This window comes from Rothia nasimurium (assembly GCF_928392795.1).
In the GTDB taxonomy this organism is placed as follows: Bacteria; Actinomycetota; Actinomycetes; order Actinomycetales; family Micrococcaceae; genus Rothia; species Rothia nasimurium_F.
Window position 1 is genome coordinate 486,359 of record NZ_CAKMTJ010000001.1, and the last position, 16,667, is coordinate 503,025.

The 16,667-nt window shown below is 58.9% G+C and carries 25 protein-coding genes and 1 tRNA gene; all 26 read right to left on the reverse strand.

Features of this window, described 5'->3' with window-relative positions; translation table 11 throughout:
* Window position 1: 1 nt before the first annotated feature.
* On the reverse strand, window positions 2-220 hold the full coding sequence (locus tag L6963_RS02155) for a hypothetical protein (protein WP_237206463.1): 219 nt from the start codon (window positions 218-220) through the stop codon (window positions 2-4).
* 128 nt (window positions 221-348) lie between these two features.
* The gene (locus L6963_RS02160) at window positions 349-726 is read right to left on the reverse strand and encodes a hypothetical protein (protein ID WP_237206464.1); all 378 of its coding nucleotides are present in this window, start codon (window positions 724-726) and stop codon (window positions 349-351) included.
* A 92-nt stretch (window positions 727-818) separates the two neighbouring features.
* Window positions 819-1,400, reverse strand: coding sequence for a hypothetical protein (locus tag L6963_RS02165; RefSeq protein ID WP_237206465.1), 582 nt, complete (start codon window positions 1,398-1,400; stop codon window positions 819-821).
* 42 nt (window positions 1,401-1,442) lie between these two features.
* On the reverse strand, window positions 1,443-1,859 hold the full coding sequence (locus L6963_RS02170) for a hypothetical protein (RefSeq protein ID WP_237206466.1): 417 nt from the start codon (window positions 1,857-1,859) through the stop codon (window positions 1,443-1,445).
* 3 nt (window positions 1,860-1,862) lie between these two features.
* Window positions 1,863-2,201 (reverse strand): DUF5403 family protein, encoded by a 339-nt coding sequence (locus L6963_RS02175; protein ID WP_237206467.1) that lies wholly within the window; start codon window positions 2,199-2,201, stop codon window positions 1,863-1,865.
* Window positions 2,202-2,552 (reverse strand): hypothetical protein, encoded by a 351-nt coding sequence (locus L6963_RS02180; protein ID WP_237206468.1) that lies wholly within the window; start codon window positions 2,550-2,552, stop codon window positions 2,202-2,204.
* A complete protein-coding gene (locus tag L6963_RS02185) occupies window positions 2,549-2,986 on the reverse strand; it encodes a Gp19/Gp15/Gp42 family protein (RefSeq protein ID WP_237206469.1) in 438 nt (145 codons plus the stop codon). Before L6963_RS02185 ends, L6963_RS02180 begins: the two co-directional genes overlap by 4 nt.
* Window positions 2,987-3,000: 14 nt before the next feature.
* Entirely contained in the window at window positions 3,001-3,315 is a 315-nt protein-coding gene (locus L6963_RS02190; protein ID WP_237206470.1) for a hypothetical protein, read from the reverse strand.
* A 2-nt stretch (window positions 3,316-3,317) separates the two neighbouring features.
* Window positions 3,318-4,340: a major capsid protein gene (locus tag L6963_RS02195; protein WP_237206471.1), complete on the reverse strand. Its 1,023-nt coding sequence runs from the start codon at window positions 4,338-4,340 to the stop codon at window positions 3,318-3,320.
* Between the two features lie 18 nt (window positions 4,341-4,358).
* Window positions 4,359-4,730, reverse strand: coding sequence for a hypothetical protein (locus L6963_RS02200; protein WP_237206472.1), 372 nt, complete (start codon window positions 4,728-4,730; stop codon window positions 4,359-4,361).
* A gap of 3 nt (window positions 4,731-4,733) precedes the next feature.
* Entirely contained in the window at window positions 4,734-5,603 is an 870-nt protein-coding gene (locus L6963_RS02205; protein WP_237206473.1) for an AAA family ATPase, read from the reverse strand.
* Entirely contained in the window at window positions 5,600-6,649 is a 1,050-nt protein-coding gene (locus tag L6963_RS02210) for a hypothetical protein (protein WP_237206474.1), read from the reverse strand. Before L6963_RS02210 ends, L6963_RS02205 begins: the two co-directional genes overlap by 4 nt.
* Before the next feature lie 18 nt (window positions 6,650-6,667).
* Entirely contained in the window at window positions 6,668-8,104 is a 1,437-nt protein-coding gene (locus tag L6963_RS02215; RefSeq protein WP_237206475.1) for a phage portal protein, read from the reverse strand.
* A 12-nt stretch (window positions 8,105-8,116) separates the two neighbouring features.
* Window positions 8,117-9,793 carry a terminase large subunit gene (locus L6963_RS02220; RefSeq protein ID WP_237206476.1) on the reverse strand — a complete coding sequence of 559 codons (1,677 nt, stop codon included), beginning with the start codon at window positions 9,791-9,793 and terminating at the stop codon, window positions 8,117-8,119.
* 3 nt (window positions 9,794-9,796) lie between these two features.
* Window positions 9,797-10,054 (reverse strand): hypothetical protein, encoded by a 258-nt coding sequence (locus L6963_RS02225; RefSeq protein ID WP_237206477.1) that lies wholly within the window; start codon window positions 10,052-10,054, stop codon window positions 9,797-9,799.
* Window positions 10,055-10,807: 753 nt separating this feature from the next.
* A tRNA-Gln gene (locus L6963_RS02230) sits at window positions 10,808-10,880 on the reverse strand.
* Window positions 10,881-11,134: 254 nt separating this feature from the next.
* Window positions 11,135-11,791 carry a hypothetical protein gene (locus L6963_RS02235; protein WP_237209100.1) on the reverse strand — a complete coding sequence of 219 codons (657 nt, stop codon included), beginning with the start codon at window positions 11,789-11,791 and terminating at the stop codon, window positions 11,135-11,137.
* Between the two features lie 55 nt (window positions 11,792-11,846).
* Window positions 11,847-12,245: a VRR-NUC domain-containing protein gene (locus L6963_RS02240; RefSeq protein ID WP_237209099.1), complete on the reverse strand. Its 399-nt coding sequence runs from the start codon at window positions 12,243-12,245 to the stop codon at window positions 11,847-11,849.
* A 22-nt stretch (window positions 12,246-12,267) separates the two neighbouring features.
* A complete protein-coding gene (locus L6963_RS02245; RefSeq protein WP_237206480.1) occupies window positions 12,268-13,536 on the reverse strand; it encodes a hypothetical protein in 1,269 nt (422 codons plus the stop codon).
* A gap of 95 nt (window positions 13,537-13,631) precedes the next feature.
* The gene (locus tag L6963_RS02250) at window positions 13,632-14,387 is read right to left on the reverse strand and encodes a hypothetical protein (protein WP_237206481.1); all 756 of its coding nucleotides are present in this window, start codon (window positions 14,385-14,387) and stop codon (window positions 13,632-13,634) included.
* The gene (locus tag L6963_RS02255) at window positions 14,384-14,734 is read right to left on the reverse strand and encodes a hypothetical protein (RefSeq protein ID WP_237206482.1); all 351 of its coding nucleotides are present in this window, start codon (window positions 14,732-14,734) and stop codon (window positions 14,384-14,386) included. Before L6963_RS02255 ends, L6963_RS02250 begins: the two co-directional genes overlap by 4 nt.
* Before the next feature lie 66 nt (window positions 14,735-14,800).
* Entirely contained in the window at window positions 14,801-15,472 is a 672-nt protein-coding gene (locus L6963_RS02260; protein ID WP_237206483.1) for a hypothetical protein, read from the reverse strand.
* Window positions 15,473-15,520: 48 nt separating this feature from the next.
* Window positions 15,521-15,718, reverse strand: coding sequence for a hypothetical protein (locus L6963_RS02265; protein ID WP_237206484.1), 198 nt, complete (start codon window positions 15,716-15,718; stop codon window positions 15,521-15,523).
* Between the two features lie 32 nt (window positions 15,719-15,750).
* Window positions 15,751-16,005, reverse strand: coding sequence for a hypothetical protein (locus L6963_RS02270; RefSeq protein WP_237206485.1), 255 nt, complete (start codon window positions 16,003-16,005; stop codon window positions 15,751-15,753).
* Window positions 16,002-16,469: a hypothetical protein gene (locus L6963_RS02275; RefSeq protein WP_237206486.1), complete on the reverse strand. Its 468-nt coding sequence runs from the start codon at window positions 16,467-16,469 to the stop codon at window positions 16,002-16,004. The genes L6963_RS02270 and L6963_RS02275 overlap by 4 nt, the downstream gene beginning before the upstream one ends.
* The gene (locus L6963_RS02280) at window positions 16,466-16,657 is read right to left on the reverse strand and encodes a hypothetical protein (protein WP_237206487.1); all 192 of its coding nucleotides are present in this window, start codon (window positions 16,655-16,657) and stop codon (window positions 16,466-16,468) included. Before L6963_RS02280 ends, L6963_RS02275 begins: the two co-directional genes overlap by 4 nt.
* Between the last annotated feature and the right edge of the window lie 10 nt (window positions 16,658-16,667).

Here is a 16,667-nt window from a genome sequence, read left to right on the forward strand (position 1 = left end):
GCTAGGCCTGCTGTGGTATGAGGCTTGAAAGCCTGAGATTTCGAACCGGCTTGCTGAAATCAACCGGGCGGGTGGTCTTTTTCTTAACGACCTTGGGTGGGTTCACCCTCTGCGTGGGGGTGAGTTTCTTGCCCTTGACCTTGGTGTTGGCGGCATTGGTGATTGCCGCTAGCAGGTAGGTATCAAGCGACCAGCCGAAGTGGGTTTCAGAGCCAAGCATTTCCTTCGCTCGGTAGACGGAGCGCTCTTCATAGCGAATGCGTTCTAGCAAGGCTAGGAAAGGGCGCAAGTCATCAGACCAGATGAGCTGGAAAGGATCAGCATGAAAGAGTGCGAGGAAGTCGCCGGTTAGCTCTGGGTGGTCGGTGAGGAGCTGTTCGAGCTCACACCTTTTCCCATTTCTGCTACATACGCGAGAGTGGTTTCAACGGCTTGGTTAAGGTTGGCGGCGTTGTAGAACTCCCGGCGGAAGGCCTCGACATCCTTGATAAAGGTTTCGGTGGCGATTTTCTTAAAAATCGGCTTGATTTCCTTGAGGTTGGGAGCATCAGAAGAATCTAGATCTTCGATATCTGCTACAAGCTCCATGGCGTCGATGGGGTCGACCTCGTTGAGGGGTCGGAAGTGCTCAGCGCCGGGGTATTCCTTGAAAGGCTTCTCAGCTTCCAGGCGGTCAGTGGGCATCTTGGCGCCTTTCTTCTTTGCGGTTTCCTTGGCCTTGGTCATGGTTTCTCCTTATGCAGGTTGTTGTTGGGTACGAGAGAGGCGGGGTCAGCGTAGGTGCTGACCCCGCCAGTTAGGCAGTGGGGTGGGGCTGGTTATCCGCCTACGCCGGGGGCCTCACCGGCTACCGCGGTCATTTTGACGGCTAAGAAGTCCTTGTAGAGGTTGCCCTCGGCATCTGGCTCGGCTGTGACGTTGACGGGGACCTCTGTGTAATTCTCGAGGTCGTGGGTTCGCAGGCCAGCCTTGAGAGCAGCGACGTACAGGCCTAGGCCGGTAGCCCAGGCACCGTCCTCGACAACAATCAGAATCTTCCAGGCTTTCGATGTGGTGCGGATAGTGGTGACGTAGCCGTCTGCCTCTTCCTTACCGCCTGACTTGGTGATGCTGAAGAATTCCTTAGTCAAGGCGACGCCGTTGATGGTGCCGGTAATCTTCCCGCCATTGCGAGTATTCTTTCGGTCCCAGGTGCGCTTATTAGCGTCCTCGTCCTCGTCGGCCTCGAACTCAGGAAGATTTTCGGCCGAGGTGTCACCCAGCCACTTCCAGGCTCCCCAATCTTCGCCAGTGAATTCGAAAGTGCTGAGGTCAGGCCAAGGAGTGCCGACCGGGGCATAGTAGATATGGCCAATATTGGCAATGGTTGTAGCGTCAAGCGCTTCATCAAGGGTAGGCATGAGCCGTCCTTTCAATCGGTGGTAAAAGAAAAGTCAGCGACGCTAAGAGCGCTGCTGACTAGGGTTATTTCTAAAGATGATCTGCACGGCCGCCGAATACTGAAAAAGCGTCGAGGCCTCATATTGATGAGCCACGAGGTGCGGCTGTTGAATCTCAGTACACCGAGTCACCCAGCCAAGCTCTGTGACCGTATGCACGGAATCAAAGAGCCGGCCAAAGACCTCAGAGCAGGCTTCGTATGCCTGCTCGCGCTTCGAGGCGAGCGCAGCGATACTGACCGTAGCTACTGCTGAGAGAGCAGGGTTGGGGACGTTTTTGCTGAAGTGGGTTGGTGGGGATTGCTCGATGATGACAGCTGGGAGCTTCTTGAGTAGGTCGGAGGGGGGTTGGAAGTAGAGGCGGGGGCTGATGCCGGCGAGGTTCTTTTCGATGATTCCGAGGGTGTCGATGGTTCTCATGGGCTAGCCTCCAAATCGTAGACGCATAAGGGCGCGAGAGAATACGAATTTCCCTGGTTCCCAGCGTCCGTCCTTGCGCATGTAGCCAAATTCGATGCTGAGGGCGCCGGGATCATCGCTGTAGACCTCGATATCGTGCACGCCACCACGGGTTACTGCGGTTGCTGTATCTATCGAGGTCATGAATCTGCCAGTTGCTTCAGAAGATACTTTCGAATACATGCGGCTGATTTCTGTTTCTACCGCTTGCTTAGCCTTTAGCGCCTGGGCTTTGAATGCTGGCTCGCGTGATGCGACTTTTGCGGCTTCAAGCTCAAGGTTTTTGAAACCGACGAAGCTCATTTATCTCACCTCAGATGCTTGGCTGACCATGATGATTTTGTAGTGGGCTGTACGCGGAGACATGGATGAGAGCAGAGCCTCGCCGCGTTGCTCGAATCGACGCCCCTGCCAATCAATCTTTGAGTAAGGCCCACCAGGCCAGGGTTTGCCGCCGTGCACCGGGTGAAAGTACTTGATGCGGTAGGCCGTGGTGGTGGTCAGCCCCAGGTCTTGCCGCTCAGCAGCAGAGACCGGCTGGACGTTGCACCGGATGATGACCGGCTTGCCCAGGGTCTCTTCAGCGTATGGCCCATCAGATTCCACCACAGGGGTGACGGTGACAGTGTGTACGCCGTAGCGGAGCGCGGTCATCGTAGACCACCATGCCAAGCAGTTCCTCGGGCGAGGGTAGCTGAGCGCGGGGTGAAGCCAGAGGCTTTAGCCCCGCACCCTAGCTGTGCTAGGTCAGTGTCAGGAAACCAAATGTTCCCGGCGCGGGTCAGAGGGTCCACACTGTAGGAGTACCCATCTTCTGATTCCGAGCGGAAGCCCACGGCCTCTGGGTCCACTCGCGCCACTCGCGCTACCGCCTCAACCACCAAATCCTTAGCGATAGCGATAGTGCGGGCATCCCCCTGGCGGATACGGGTCTCAGTAGCTGGGCAGAGCGCAAAGAGCTTGCGCTCTGCCTTAGCTAGCTGGCGGTCGAGCCAAGTCATGGCCGACGGGTCATTCACATCAAGGGTGCCCCTCAGCTCATCATTCACCTCATCAGGTGAAATGGTCAGCAGATTATTGCAGGCCATGGGCTTTCACCGCCTTACTCGGTATCGAAGGAATCACCGGCGTCCAGCTCTGAATCATCAACCACATCAGCGGTAACAGGTTCAGGCTCAGGCGCGGTTTCTTCCACGGGGGTAGGCTCGACAGCCTCTTCTACAGCCGCCACTTCCTCAGCAGCGGCCTCGGTCTTCTTCTTGCTCCCAGCGGTCTGCTTCGGTACGAGGTTCACCTCAGCAACCAGGTCCTTGAAACCTGACGGCAGGTCCTGACCAGCCTGCAAAAAAACAGGCTGGTCAGTCTTGGGGTCTCGCACCAGCACATTGACCGCGAGCTTACGCTTTGCGGCCGCCATGACTAGAGCACCTTAGCGACCAGGGAACGGTCAGCATTGACCAGCACAGGCAGGGCAATCGCGTCAGCGGCGATTTCCAGGCCCACAGGGGGCTTGGAGTTCTCGAAAACCGCTGCCACCAGGCCAGCAGCGTCCGCCTCATCGATACCCCATGAGGGGGTGAAAGCTGAAGCGGTGGTGCCCCAGGGGGTGCCGCCGAGCTCAGAGCCAGTGGCAGAGAACTTCTCACCAGCGGCGGGCAGGAAGATTAGGCGGTCATCGGGAATCAGACGCCCTGCAGCGGTGGCCTTATCAAAGACCTGAATGACGGGTAGCCCCTGGCCCAGCAGGACGTCGTTAATGTCAGCCAGGCCAGCAGGGCGAGAACCGCCATTAGCGAGCGCAGTAGCAAAAGCAGAGTGCTTAGCCAGCTGGCGCAGGATTCGGCGGGAAGTGAGGACGGTGCCAGGTTCTGCGCCGAAGTTGCTGTTGGCGTAGGTTTCGGCGTAGAGGGCGATATCTTCGAGGGGATCGCCACCTGCGTTCCAGAGGGTGCCAGCGGTGACGTCGTGGGTGCCGGAGCGACCGAAGGACTCGTCAATCTTCAGGTCGTCCTGCTCGATGGTCAGGCGACCGGTGACCAGCAGATTGGCGCGCTCAAGCTCCAGGCGCTCGAAGTAAGCGTCGACCATGCGGGCTGCACGGCGCTTGATCCAGGCTTCCTTGGCGGTAGCGGAGTTGCGGCCGGTGGTGACGGCTTCCTGCTCGCCGAAGCGGCCCTGCTCTGAGAGAGGCATGAGCTTGATGGTGCGGGTGACCTTGCTGGCACCGGTGCCGAAGCGAGGTTCAGCGTCGAAAGCGCGGCGCTTGGCAGGCTCGGCGGGGGTGTTGCCCTCGACGGTGACGTCGACAGTTGCGCCATCGACGTTGTAGTTAGGCAGGAAGGAGGAGAGGACGCCGTCCTTTTCTTCCTTGGCGATGTAGAGCTCGCGCATGAATTCGGTCAGCGCGGCGGGGTCGAAAATGTCAGTATTCAGAGTAGTCATGCTGATGTACCGCCTTTCTTAGAGGTAGGTGATAGTCGAGTTGGCCTGGGTGGTGGGCTTGGTGAAGCCTTCCAGGGGGACGCGGGAGGCGACGACGCGGCCGTGGTCGAGCATGGGCGCTGCGACTCGGCCGTTTTCACCGGTCGCGACGGCCAGGTCATGCATGAGGTGACCGGCGAAATCAGTGCCGGTGTAGGGGCCTGCGAAGCCATCTGAGCCGATTGCCAGGGGGAAGCCCTGGGGCAGGTGGCCGTTCTTGAAGTGGGTGCCTGGGGTGAACTTCGAAAGGTCGAGGGTCACGGTGCGGGCGTTCCACTGACCGTGGGCGGAGGCGAGCCAGGACTGGTCGCCGTCGATGATGGTGGTTACGGGGGTGCCGATGATAGACATGTTTTACCGTCCTTTTTTATTGAGAAATTCTTCAGCCTTAGCCTTGCCCAGATCCTTGCCGCCGACTGCCTGGGTCCCTCGATGGCCAGAGTGGTTCTCGTAGGAGCCCTTAGCACGGGTGAAAGCGTCCAGGAAGGTGGTGAGAGCTTCGATATTGACTGAGTTATCGGGTTTGAGGAAGGCCGCGGGGGCCAGGGAGGTTTTGAGTAGCTGCAGGGCGTCAGCGTTGAGCTTGCGGGCCGTGGCCTCGGCACTCAGGTGGGTGGTGAATCGCTCCAAGGCGAATTCTTCCTTGACTTTGGCGCGTTCTTCAGCCCGGGCAGCCTCAATGAGGGCCTGCACATCTTGGCCGGGGGAGGGGTCTTCATCCCCGGTGGACTCGCCCTCGGCGTCCGAGTCTTCGGAGCCCTCCGCGTCGCCCTGCTCGTCTGTCTCAGGCTCAGCAGGTTCAGCCGGCTCTTCTGGCTCATCATCAAAGGTGATGGTGGTTTCACCCTCGATACCGGTGTAATCCTGCCACCAGGCGTCGATGGCCTCATGCTTCGAGTCATCGCCGTCGCGCTCACTCACGCGGGCCTTAGAGACCTCGGCTGAGGTCAGCAGCACGATAGTCTCATCGGCCTTGATACGCTCGGCCGCTTCGGCGCGTTCATCGGCCTTAGCCAGGGTTCGCACCACGAAAACGTCCTTGCCCAGGTCATGGGCGCGGGATTCGGCCTCAAGGCGCCACCGCTCAGCGGTATCAGCGTCAGGGGCGAGCGCCCGGAAGTTGTCGTAGTCGATGACGGTGCCGCCTGTCTTGGCGGCCTGCTCTGTGGCGTAGGTGCTCTTACCTGCGCCCGGGGGGCCCACGATGAGGTGGACTTTATTCATGCTGCCTCCTTAGCGGCTAGCTTGGTGTACTTGGCAATTTCTTTGTCTAATCGGCGCAGCCCATAGACGTATCCGCTTGCGCTAACGTCGTCGGGGCTGATTCCCTCGGCTTTGAGCTCTTCCCATTTTTTGGCGTATGCCTCCCTTTGGGCTTGGGCGCGTGAGAGACGCTTTTGCGCCTCAGCCGGGGTGAGCTCCTTGGCCCGGGAGCCTGGCACCACGTAGGGTGGTTTCTTCTTGCGTCGGCGCTTCTGGGCTTCCTCCGGCGTCAGGTAGGTATCACCGACGCGAGCCAGGACGGGCCCTAGCTCGCCGTGCTCGTAGCTGGTGACCCGGATGTTTTTCAGGTTCTTGTAATCATTGCCCTGCGCTGCCTCATAGAGGGCGTCGAGGTCTTGCCGGTTGAGGGAGAGCCCGGGGTCATTGGATTTGGTGACGGGAGCGACCGAGCAATTACAGCCACCGTGAATGGGCAGCAGGTCTTCCATGCCGTAAATGCGGTCAGCGGCCACAATGCACAGGCCGCATACCCCGCTCTTGGAAAGCTCAGGGTGGATAATGCGCCGGTAGCCGATGACTTTCTCAGAGCGGCGAAATTGGGCGATGCTGGCGTTTCGCTTGGTCAGCTGGGCATTATCTTTGCCGATGTGGCTGGCCCGCTGAAAGGCCGCGTCCAGGGCCTCGACCTCGCTCTTACCCTCCGAGAGTGCGTACCGGTACTGCTCGGCCGGGCGCTGCCAGACTTCCACCGGGTCAACCGGGCGGGGGTACTCGAAAACCTCCGGGGCCTCAGAGGCAGGCGGGGCACCCACCTGATTCATGAGCTCCCGGGCACTAGCGGCCGCGATCTCGTAAATCTGCTTCAGCGCCCGGGTCTCAGCCTCAGCAGCGAGCGTGGCGGCCCGCTGTACCGCGTCATCGTCATACCAGCCATCGAAAGACCCCCAGATAGCCCCCAGGGCTTCCATGAGCATGGCCACCATGCGCGAGTGCAGGGAGTCAGCCCCCATGACCGTTTGCATCAGCTTCTGACTGACTTTAGCCATGGGAACCGCCCCCTCTCACTATTCGGTGTTTTCGGTATCGAGGTTCAGACCTGCTAGCAGGCTCTGACCGCTGCCGGCATCGAGCAGGGCGTTGGAAGCGCGGTAGGCTTCCATCTGCTGAATCTGAGCCGGGGAGAATTCGAAGAAGAGTTCGGCCACGGTCTGCACCGGAAGGCCAGATTTGATAGCCAGCTGGCCAGCTTGGGCACGCTCCAGCAGGGACGACCGGCGGGCTGGAGCCCAGACCACCCGCATTTGTCGGCGGTCAGCAAGCTCTTCTTGCCCTGAGAAGCGCAGCATGTGGCTCACAGCGGCGGCAAAGCGCGGGGTGAGTCGTTTCTGCAAATCCTCGGCCTTGAAAATCTGGCCCTCGCGCATGAGCTCGGAGGACGCGGCGGATTGCTGGGCGGCATCCGATGAGAGTGCGTAGAGCGGAGCCTGAGCGGCGATAGCTAGCCGCTCGACGTCCTTGGTGATGGAGGTGATGAGCTGGTTGATATCGCCGGTGCCTGATTCCCAGATTTCGGCGGTTTGAGGAAGCATCCACAGACTGCCTGGGTCAGAGGTGAAGATATTGCTGTAATCAATCGGTTCACCGGTATCAGGGTCCTCGTGCGGCACACCCTTAATAGCTCGCTGCTTGAATGCCTGCATGGCGGTGATAATCATCTGCTGCAAGATGATGTGATTGATGCGCTGCATGTGCGGGATATGCTTTTCAAATTCACCCTTGCCGAAGCGGTTTTGTAGGGTGTAGACCGGTACGCCAGGGGCGGAGAGCTCTACGAGCCCGGGAGCTTGCGCCGATTCGTCCTCAGTGCTCCATTCGAAGCCAGAAAGGCTGATGGTCTTCTTGAAGATGACCGAAGTGCCCGGCTTATAGGCGACGCGCATATAGCCATCGCGGTAGAGGACCAGCACATCGCGGTTGGCTGTATCGTCGCGGTAAACTTTGAGGGCGGCCACATTCTTAGCCGGGTCGGTGGGGTCAGCCTCAGCGACCATCTCAGCCGGGTGCTCAGCGCTTAGTCGGCCAACCACATTTCCCGCGTCATCGTGGTCCTCACGCACCAGCAGGTAAGCCACAGAGAGCGAGAGCATCCACTCGATAGCCTGCCGGAAATGCGCGTTAGCGTCGGTTTCCAGAAGGGCGGCGTTCATAGCGTCCGTCTGCTCATCCGTGGGGCTGTTGCCCGCCCGTACGGTCTCCACCTGAGTACGGTAGAGGGTGGATGAGACAATTAGCTCAGCCAGGTTCAGCGAGGCGATATTGAGCAGGCGCTCATAGCCGTCCTGAGCCTTGGTATCAAGCTGCCAGGGGGCCGGGGGCTTGCCGTCAAGCCATGCCTGCAGCTCTTCAATGCGCGGACGCCGGGCACTCAGCTCCTTAGAAAGGCGAGCCACCCACCATTCATCACTGTCGGGGGTCTTGAGCAGGGTCTTTTCAAAAGCCACGTGGGACCTCCTTTAGTAGATACGGCGGGGTACAAAAGTTTGCTTGGGCTTCTCAGTGATGCCCTTCTTGATGAAGGTTGCGCGAGCTTCATAGGCCAAGGTGGCAGCAATCGCCGCGTCAATCTTGCGCGGGGACTTCTGCGACTCCTTGCCAATGACCTCCATGTTGCGCGAGCGCGTCCACTTCTGTGCATTCTGGAAATGCCTGACCAGCTGGCGGTTGGGAATGACTTTTGCGCGGCCGTCATCAAGAGCAATTTTCAAACGCTGCAGCGCGAAGTGCATCTTGGTATCGTGCGCGGTGTAGAAAGCGATTTTTGAGCCGGCGCTTGATGCGACGCGGAGCTCTTCGCCAAAGTCACGCTCCCACTTATCGAGCCAGTCCTGCCAGTAGGGCGGGTCAGCAAAGAAGCCGACTACCGTGAAACGCTGGAAGGCTAGGCGGACGGCTGCGTCAAACTTTTTCTCGTCCACACGCCAGTCTCGGGCTTCGGGTCCGTCAGGGCGTTCCTCAATGCGAAGTGGGAAGAGCAAGCCGTCTGAGACGCGACAGGCCACTAAAGCGGTGGCGTCATTGGTGAGCGAGCCGTCAAAGCCCAGGGTGATTTCTTCCCCATCTTTGACCAGGTCGCCCCATTTCTCGGGTAGGTCCTTGGTGGCTTTCTCCAGGGTGTCCAAGCGGAGCCAGGCGTTCGAGCCTTCCACCAGGGCATTGAGGAAGTAGCGGCGGGAATCGTTGACGGTCGAGCGCGGATCATAGATATCATCGATGATTGCCTCTACCGAGTTCCACTCCATGGCCTCGCCGTAGGATTCGATAATCGCTTCCTTCAACGCATTGATGTCACTCAAGTCAGAGAGCTGAGAGCCGCGGTGGTCATAGAGCAGGCGTTGACGGCCACGAAATTTGCCGTCCTGGATATTGCGGGCCAGGTTGTAGGTCTGCTCAGCGATGGAATCCTCACCAGGGGCGTACATGGTCGTGGTTTCCAGATACCAGGTGCCAGCGCCCTTAGCGCGCTTCTTGAGATTTCGCTTGACCGTGGCATACATATCACGCAGGCGGGGAAGGTTATAGAGGTGGGTCTCGTCAAAGACCACGAAGGTTTCCTTACCGCCGTCCTTTGATGCAGCACCGGATGAGGTGGGCACGATATCGCCACCATCAGGCAGTTTCACGCGGGTCAGCCCGACGTCCATGCCCTCAGCGGCGAGCGCGGAGAGCGGGCCCTCGGTCAGGTTCACGTAGATATTGTCGTAGGTATTGCCGGTCTGACCTTCTTCGGTGGCCATAATACGGATCATGGGGTCAACCACGCGGCGGCCCATCGGTTCGCCCGGCTCGTAGTAGTACCGCTGGCCTAGGAATTCATAGCATTCACCGCCAGAAGCCCAGCCAGCGAAGCGGCAGGGGCCAAATGCCTCGAAGAGCGCCAAGTGCGCGCCAAGACCGGACTTATCGCAGCCCTTAGGCCGGGAGAAAAAGGCCGAATCGACCAGGCGGTCACCGTGCTCATCAAGCGCATAGCAATCGACGATGAAACCGCCGAATTCATCCCCTCGACGAACCGGCGTGCCGCGCACATCACCCGGGCCATTGACCACGAAAGTCTCAATCCACCACCAGGCAAGAAAGCCCAGCGAGCGCCGAGGACTGGACCCAGCAGGCTTGATGAGAGTACGAGCCACGCCTTACTCCTCTTCTTCCAGAAAGGCCTTCCTGCGGCTACGAGCAGCCGATAAGCTCGGGATATCCTCAGCTCGGACGTCCCCAACCTCAGGGATAGTGACAATCTCAGCGCGCAGGCGGTTACGGTCATCAGGGGTAGCCCCGAACTTGGCCACGCGCAGGCGCACTTCAGAAGCGAAATCCCAGCGTCCGTTCTTCCACATGTTGTGATGAATCAGCGCAGTATCAAGCAGATAATCCCAATCAGGGTCAGAAAGCATACGCGAAGCCTGAGGCGAGCGCCTCCAATTTTCCCACCAGCGCCGGGTCATCGGATGCCACTCGGTGGGCTCCCCCTTGGTATTCAGTAAGACATCTTCAGGAAGCTCAGGCCCTCGCACCTCGCCATCCTGCTGCAGCTGAGTAAACTCCGGCCTCTTATTACGCCGAATCGCATCCTTTTTAGGAGCCGGACCAACACCAGCCATAGAGAAAACACCCCCTCACCAAACCACGAAAACACTATCTCACTAGCAAAAACTCAATTCCCCCAGACCCGTACACAGCGCGAGACCCAGAACGGAGCGGGGAGGGGCCCGCGCAGGGGCGGGGGGACCCCCCAAGGGGGGGTCAGCCAGAAATCAACCCCGGATGAACCGGCGAAGATTTCTTCTGACGCACCCGCCGGCCACCTTGCGAGCCGGTCTTCTGATTGTGATGCCACGAGCAAAGACTCTGCAGCATATGAATACGATGATCATCAGGCTCACCGATATGATCCACATCGGTAGCCTTCTCAATGCAGCGCTGCCCGGTGTCCTCGCGGATATGCACGCAGCGGTAACCGTCGCGCTTGAGAACTATCGCTCGGCGCCGCCACCAATCAGGCGGCAACGGTGTAGTACGCGAGCTCTTAGCCTTCCAAGCCACGACCACCACCGCCCATCAAACAAAAGGTAGGCACGCCCCCGCATGCTTTGAATCCGTAGAAACCATTCAAGAATATGTGTGAATCAAACTAGGGGACGCACCAGCTGGGCATGCAGGACTCGAACCTGCAACTCCGGGACCAAAACCCGGCGAGTTTCCAATTACTCACAACGCCCATCAAGCCGCCGGCGCCGCCACCTGATTACAGGCAACGACGCCGGAAGCCTCGCTCGTTCCAACCAAGGCAACGAAAGGGAAATCCGCAAGCCCAACCTCAAACATCCACAAGACCACAAAGAGTCCTACAAACTATGAGTCCATTGGACACTGTGTTAAACGACGAAAGCCCCACGCACAAGCGAGGGGCTTCCATCATTTACGTGAAGCGCATTTAGATACACTTCACCACAGCAAGACCAGGATAACACCAATCACTCAGGCCGCGCAAGCGTCCTCCAATCCAGCCCCTGACCCAACGCCTGGCCCAACTCCCAGAGCTGACCACGAGGCCACACCGCAAAGCAGCACGAGCACATTACCGCATCCACCCGGTCACCCTCCCACAATGCCATCAAAGCCGGGGCACTCACCGCGTCACCGTCCTCATCATACGAAAACCACTCAGCCTGCCCGCAACCCTCAGCCGGGCACACACCAGGCACCGGCGTCCGACGCTCCGGCGCAAGATACGCCTGAATCTGAGCAACCCACCCACGCCAAACCACAGCCCGCGACGCTAAAACGCCAGGATCAACAGACCCCACCACGTCCAGCAAAGCCAAAGCGTCCTCGAACAAATCCTCAGAGCTCAGCTCATCACGCGCACCCAGCTCCACCGCATCAACATGCAAACCCCGGCCAACACCCTCCAGCAACTCCATAGCCACCAAATCCACCGGCAAACCAGACCGCCGAGCACCAGACGACCCGCGCTCGCTTCCTTTGCTCTCGGCTGCCATCTTGAGCTGGAGCAACAGGGGAAGTTCAACGGGCGGGGTTCGCTTGCCGATTTCGTCGGGCGCGACGAGATCAACGCGGACGCGCTCCTGAGCGAGCAGTGCGAGGGAGTCACGGGCGATTGACTTCACCTCCCATTCCGCAATGCAGCCATAGCACCCGCAAGTGGGGTCATCAATCTTGTGTTCAGGCACGGTTCCCACCTTTCAGTTGGTCCATAATTTTTCCGCTGGCCCAGTCTTTCGGGTACCAGAAGTCGAAGTCAGCCCCGGCCTGCAGCAGGCCTTCACCCCAGAGCTTTTGGTCAGGGGAGATGCGCCCCTTAGCGGATTTGAGTTCGCGGAAGAGCACGCGCTTGGCGTTGGGGTTCACCAGGACCAGGTCGGGGAAGCCAGGCTGGGAACGGCGTGAGTCGTGGGTGTGGTAGATCAGCGAGTAGCCCAGGGATTCGGCTAGGTTGATGACGCGCTGTTGGAAGTCTTTTTCAGACCAGGCGTTTATTTCCCGGGCTCGAAGCTCTGTGGCGGTCATGGCAAAGGACGGTGGCACGGTGCCTTTGGGCAAGGGCTTCGGGGGTTTATTCACCCTTCCCATATCCCATACCTGCTTACTTTTCATTGGTCTTCTTCTTTCTTCTTCCTCGCCTTTTCCTCTTGGGTTTAGCGGTTTCTTCAGTTTTTGAGGTTTTTTCAGCTTGTACTTGGGTAAGGTTGCTTGCCCGTCCCGACCCGTCCCGTCCCGGAACGTCCAGACTCTCCCCACTTCGTTTCTGTCGTTTTCTGTAGAAGTCTGGCTGAACTCTGCCAGAAGAACGGCTGATACGCCCTGTGGCGCGATTTTGCGGGGCAGGCGGACGCTCGTGGGCGTCTTGACGGGGCGAGTCGGCCGGGGAGCTCTGAGAGGAAGCTAGCGCCTCTTCCTGCTCTCCAGCGGAGAGCATGATGTCCCATTCGCTCATCATCTGCTCAACGGGGTCAGCCACGGGAGCCGTAGGCGCGGGAGCGGTCACCGGAGCCAGAGTTTCAGGCTCAACGGTTCGCTCGACCGCGCTCGGCTCAACCGGGGACCAGCCGGAGCTGGAAGAAGGAGCCGTAGCGTCCTCGGACTCAACCAGCGGAGCCGCGGTTTCGGGCTCAACGCTAGGAGTCGACGAGGTGGCCGGTTCAACTTCTTCATCAAAGATGGGCGGGGTTGTGGGGTTCACGTGGAAGCCCCACTTTTTTAGCTGCTCGACGGTGGATTCACTGTAGTAAGGGTTCACCGGAGCAGGGCGCAGGCGTTTATCCCAGTGTTTGCCGTTACCTCTTGCTTGGTTACAGCCGCGGCATGAGACCAGCAACTTGCTGGGGTCTCCATTAGCTACGACCATGCTGGTGACATGGTCATAGGTGCCTGCGCGCCCGTTGTTGCGAGCATCGAAGTTTACGACGATTCCGCACCATCGGCATTGATCGCCGTCGCGGACTCGAACTTTTCCTAAGAGAACTGTGTCGTCAAGGTCTCGGTCACGGCCTCTATTCCATGCAGCCTCCTTTTCCTTGATGAGATGTACGAAATCATTGGGGTCTTCAATGAGCTTGTAGGCGACCTGGCCGTCTTCGTTCTTGTAGACGCCGGTGAAGAAACCGGCCTTCAGTGCCGCGTCGGCCAGCCGTTCCCAGTTCTGAGTAAAAACGTTCTCTGAGTCAGGTTCGAGCCCGCCTTCGCGTTTTACCACGCCTTCTTCGATGTAGTAGTCGGTGTAGTGCTGCGCGCTGTGGTTGGCGCAGTGGAAGAGAAAGCCGGTGAGCTCACGGCGCAGGGCAGGAGTCCAGTAGGGCAGGTTGTAGAGCCTCGCAAAAGAGGGGTGGTCTGACGTTGTGTCAGACCATTTCATCCAAGCCACTTACTTACCCCCGCGAGCGCGGTGGTTGGTTTTGTGGTTGTGCATGGTTGGGCTCCTTTGGTTGGCTGGTTGGTGGGGTTTGGTTGTTAGGCTGCGTAGACGGTGTGGTCTGGCGCTAGGGGTATTTCGTGGGCGATGAATTGTGCCCATTCTTTGGTGTGTGGTGGGGGCGTGTAGCCATCTGGCTTCCAGGGAAGTGGTGCACAGCCTACGAAGTTCTTGGCGCGAGCGACAACTTCTTCGTTTGTGTATGCGGCGATCATAATTCCGTAGATGTTTGCGGCTTTGGCGAAGTATTTGAGGGTTTGCGGTTCGAAGAAGTGTGGAGGTGTTCCACCTGCTTTGTTTAGGATTCCTTCGGCTTGGGCCCACATCTCTGCTGCTGAGTGGGAGCGGGCGTCGACTCCGGCGAATTGGGCTGAGCGTGAGCCAAAGAGCTGGCCGACTTCGTCTAGGCGGATTCGGGTGTCTCGTTTGTATTCCGTGACAAGTTTGTCGCCTTGTAGCTTCTTGGATTCGTAGTTGTAGTGCTCGATGGTGAGGCTGACTGAATCGTCTACGCGTGCTTTGGGGAATGCGCCGGTGATTACGCCGATGTCGGAGTAGTGGATGGCGAAATCGGTGACTTCTCCATCGAAGTTCTCTAGGGCTACCGTGGCGATGGCCCAGTAGCTTGAGTTTTGGTAAGCCGTTAGGAGCAGTCGGCCTGTGGACGCGATAGTGCAGAGGACGAATTCGCCGCGTTCTACTCTGTCCTTGTCTTTGCCGTTTTTGGAGAGGAAGGGGGCGAGCGCGGTGAGTGCGTCTTGGAAGTCTCTGGTGTTGACGGTGAGGGTTGTCATGCGCTGTCCTTTCTTGTTTGGTCCTTGTAGGGGTTGAGGCTGGTGGCTGTTTCAGTGAAGGCGGCGGGTTCTTTTCCGCTTTCGTGGTAGTAGGCCGCTCCTTTGGTGAAGCCTTCTTCCCAGGCTTGGGATTTGGCGGCGGTGAGGTGATTCACGGAGATCTGGTTGACTGCCTGACGGAAGGCTCGGAAGGCACGGGAGGCTTCGGCGCGGGAGGCTTCGGCGCGGGAGGCTTCGGCGCGGGCCTTGCGTTCCTGCCACCAGCGCAGGCCACAGATCATGCCGAATCCTGCCCAGCCACCTAGCACGATAGTGTTGAGTATCTCTATTGCTGTGTTGATGCTCATTCGGTTGTTCCTCAGATGGTGTAAGTGCCGGTTATGGCTTGCGGGGTGTATTCTTCGCGTGCTGGCTCATGCGTTCTCCTTGGGGGCCTGGAAGATGCCTACACCGTAGACTTCGAGCACCTCAATGTCAGCGGGGTGGTACGAAGCGATGACGTGTGTGAAATGCTCGTTGAAGCAAGCGACGTGGGCTATGTCGAGTACTTCTACGACCTGAGCCCAGGCGTAGGTGTGGGTAAGCGCACCCTTTTGGTAGCGGGCGCGGAAGCAGGTGCCCAGGGCCAGCTCGTCGGCTGTTTGCTTGCGCAGGGGGATGTCGCCCTTGATCCAGAGGGTCCAGCCAGACGAGCCCTGCCAGGCGCACTCAAAAACGGTGTCCCAGTGGCTAATCATGCTGTCGGCATCACCCCACCCCGTCCAGGAATAGGGCGGCTCAGGCTGGTCACGCACTAGCTTGTGTGTCAGCGTCCCCAGCTCGGGGTGTACGCACTTCGCTTCTAGCCCGTCGAGGGCGTCCCAGTCGATACGCTCCCCATCGGCGATAGCGGCGGTGAGGTTAGACCAGCCCACCAGGGGGTTCGACGCTTCCAGACGCTCCTTGTCACTCCCGTCCCTGAAACCCAGGTCGTAGGCACGCTCGAAGTCGCTGTTGCAAGTGGTCCACTGTGTCAGACGGCCAAAAGCGTCAGTCTTGAAACCGAACTTCGGATAAATCTCTTCGGGATACTTCTTCTTGGTCAATTTGTAAGTTCCTTTACCAGGTCAGATGGTTGATTTAGCGGCTATGTTTTATCGGGTTTTGGCGCCCATTACCGCAAGGAAAGCGAGAACTCCTGCGATTGCGCCGGTGATAGCGAAGGGAGCAAAAACAGCCCCCCTCGTTTGCCAGGCGAAGAGCCAAGCCCCAAGGGCCTCAATGGTTACCCCCGTGAGGGCGATAACAACGAAGGTGATGATGTAGGCGAGGATTGCGAGAAGGATTTTCATTAGGGGTCTCCGATTTAGGGGGTTAGGTATGGCTACCAGCTGATACACACGTTGCTTTTTCCGATCTGGCCGGCTGGGAAAATATCTACCTTGTAGCCGAGCTCCCCGAGGCGCTTGATGATTGGGGTGTATGAATGGTCAAACCTGCCAATAGGGAAGGAGAAGCAGCGTTCTCCTGTAATCGCGGCGGCGTGAGCTTCGGAGGTGATTACCCCTAGCGCTGCTTCGATAGTGGCTGGGTCGTCCGAGATATCAGCTAGCTCTTTTGCGGTGTAGATTTTGGTCATTCGTAAATTCCTGTCTCTGGGTCGTAGTAAGTCAAATCGCCTTCTTGGACGCGCTGGGAGCCATCGGGCAGCACCCAGACGATGCGAGTGACGGTGGACGTGGAGCTAATCAGCAAGGCCTCAGTTTCCTCTCCGCTTGCGTACCAGATGTTCTCGGTGCCGCCGGCGGACCCGGTTGACCACCCATTGCGCTCCACCCGCGGCGTCCCGTCCGTTGTGATGTAGGCACCTATGACGGGTTCGCGGGAGTAATAATGGAACTTCATGGACGGGGCGCTGGCTTGGGCGGCCGCGCTACTTTGCGCTGTTTTGGCAGGGTCTGTGGCAGCCTCCGTGGTCTGCGAGGTGGCAGGCCAGGACGGCCCCAGCCGGTCAGCCCAAACATTCAGCACAGCAGCGGTAATAATCAGGGGTAGCATGGCCATGATGCCACCCCACGGGGCGGGCTTCTTTGGGGCACTCATCGGGTACCACCGGCCAGCAGCTTGCCCTGAGCCTCAGCGGCCGCCGCCCACTGACGGCGCAAGCGCTTGATCTGCAGATTGCAGTCCTCACGCTCCTCAGAGGTCAGGGTGGGCTCAGACTCTTCGGTAACGGCCAGGCCCTCGGTAGCCTCGGCAATCTTCTTCCACACAATGTCAGGTCGCTTCATCTTTCTATCT

Bases quoted from the DNA above. Each gene is read 5' to 3' on its own strand.
- L6963_RS02245 (WP_237206480.1), bottom strand. From the start codon at position 13,536: ATGAAATGGTCTGACACAACGTCAGACCACCCCTCTTTTGCGAGGCTC.
- L6963_RS02205 (WP_237206473.1), bottom strand. From the start codon at position 5,603: ATGAATAAAGTCCACCTCATCGTGGGCCCCCCGGGCGCAGGTAAGAGC.
- L6963_RS02160 (WP_237206464.1), bottom strand. From the start codon at position 726: ATGACCAAGGCCAAGGAAACCGCAAAGAAGAAAGGCGCCAAGATGCCC.
- L6963_RS02190 (WP_237206470.1), bottom strand. From the start codon at position 3,315: ATGGCGGCCGCAAAGCGTAAGCTCGCGGTCAATGTGCTGGTGCGAGAC.
- L6963_RS02155 (WP_237206463.1), bottom strand. From the start codon at position 220: ATGCTTGGCTCTGAAACCCACTTCGGCTGGTCGCTTGATACCTACCTG.
- L6963_RS02185 (WP_237206469.1), bottom strand. From the start codon at position 2,986: ATGGCCTGCAATAATCTGCTGACCATTTCACCTGATGAGGTGAATGAT.
- L6963_RS02175 (WP_237206467.1), bottom strand. From the start codon at position 2,201: ATGAGCTTCGTCGGTTTCAAAAACCTTGAGCTTGAAGCCGCAAAAGTC.
- L6963_RS02270 (WP_237206485.1), bottom strand. From the start codon at position 16,005: ATGACCAAAATCTACACCGCAAAAGAGCTAGCTGATATCTCGGACGAC.
- L6963_RS02275 (WP_237206486.1), bottom strand. From the start codon at position 16,469: ATGAGTGCCCCAAAGAAGCCCGCCCCGTGGGGTGGCATCATGGCCATG.
- L6963_RS02265 (WP_237206484.1), bottom strand. From the start codon at position 15,718: ATGAAAATCCTTCTCGCAATCCTCGCCTACATCATCACCTTCGTTGTT.
- L6963_RS02200 (WP_237206472.1), bottom strand. From the start codon at position 4,730: ATGTCTATCATCGGCACCCCCGTAACCACCATCATCGACGGCGACCAG.
- L6963_RS02170 (WP_237206466.1), bottom strand. From the start codon at position 1,859: ATGAGAACCATCGACACCCTCGGAATCATCGAAAAGAACCTCGCCGGC.
- L6963_RS02165 (WP_237206465.1), bottom strand. From the start codon at position 1,400: ATGCCTACCCTTGATGAAGCGCTTGACGCTACAACCATTGCCAATATT.
- L6963_RS02280 (WP_237206487.1), bottom strand. From the start codon at position 16,657: ATGAAGCGACCTGACATTGTGTGGAAGAAGATTGCCGAGGCTACCGAG.
- L6963_RS02250 (WP_237206481.1), bottom strand. From the start codon at position 14,387: ATGACAACCCTCACCGTCAACACCAGAGACTTCCAAGACGCACTCACC.
- L6963_RS02210 (WP_237206474.1), bottom strand. From the start codon at position 6,649: ATGGCTAAAGTCAGTCAGAAGCTGATGCAAACGGTCATGGGGGCTGAC.
- L6963_RS02225 (WP_237206477.1), bottom strand. From the start codon at position 10,054: ATGCTTTCTGACCCTGATTGGGATTATCTGCTTGATACTGCGCTGATT.
- L6963_RS02195 (WP_237206471.1), bottom strand. From the start codon at position 4,340: ATGACTACTCTGAATACTGACATTTTCGACCCCGCCGCGCTGACCGAA.
- L6963_RS02255 (WP_237206482.1), bottom strand. From the start codon at position 14,734: ATGAGCATCAACACAGCAATAGAGATACTCAACACTATCGTGCTAGGT.
- L6963_RS02180 (WP_237206468.1), bottom strand. From the start codon at position 2,552: ATGACCGCGCTCCGCTACGGCGTACACACTGTCACCGTCACCCCTGTG.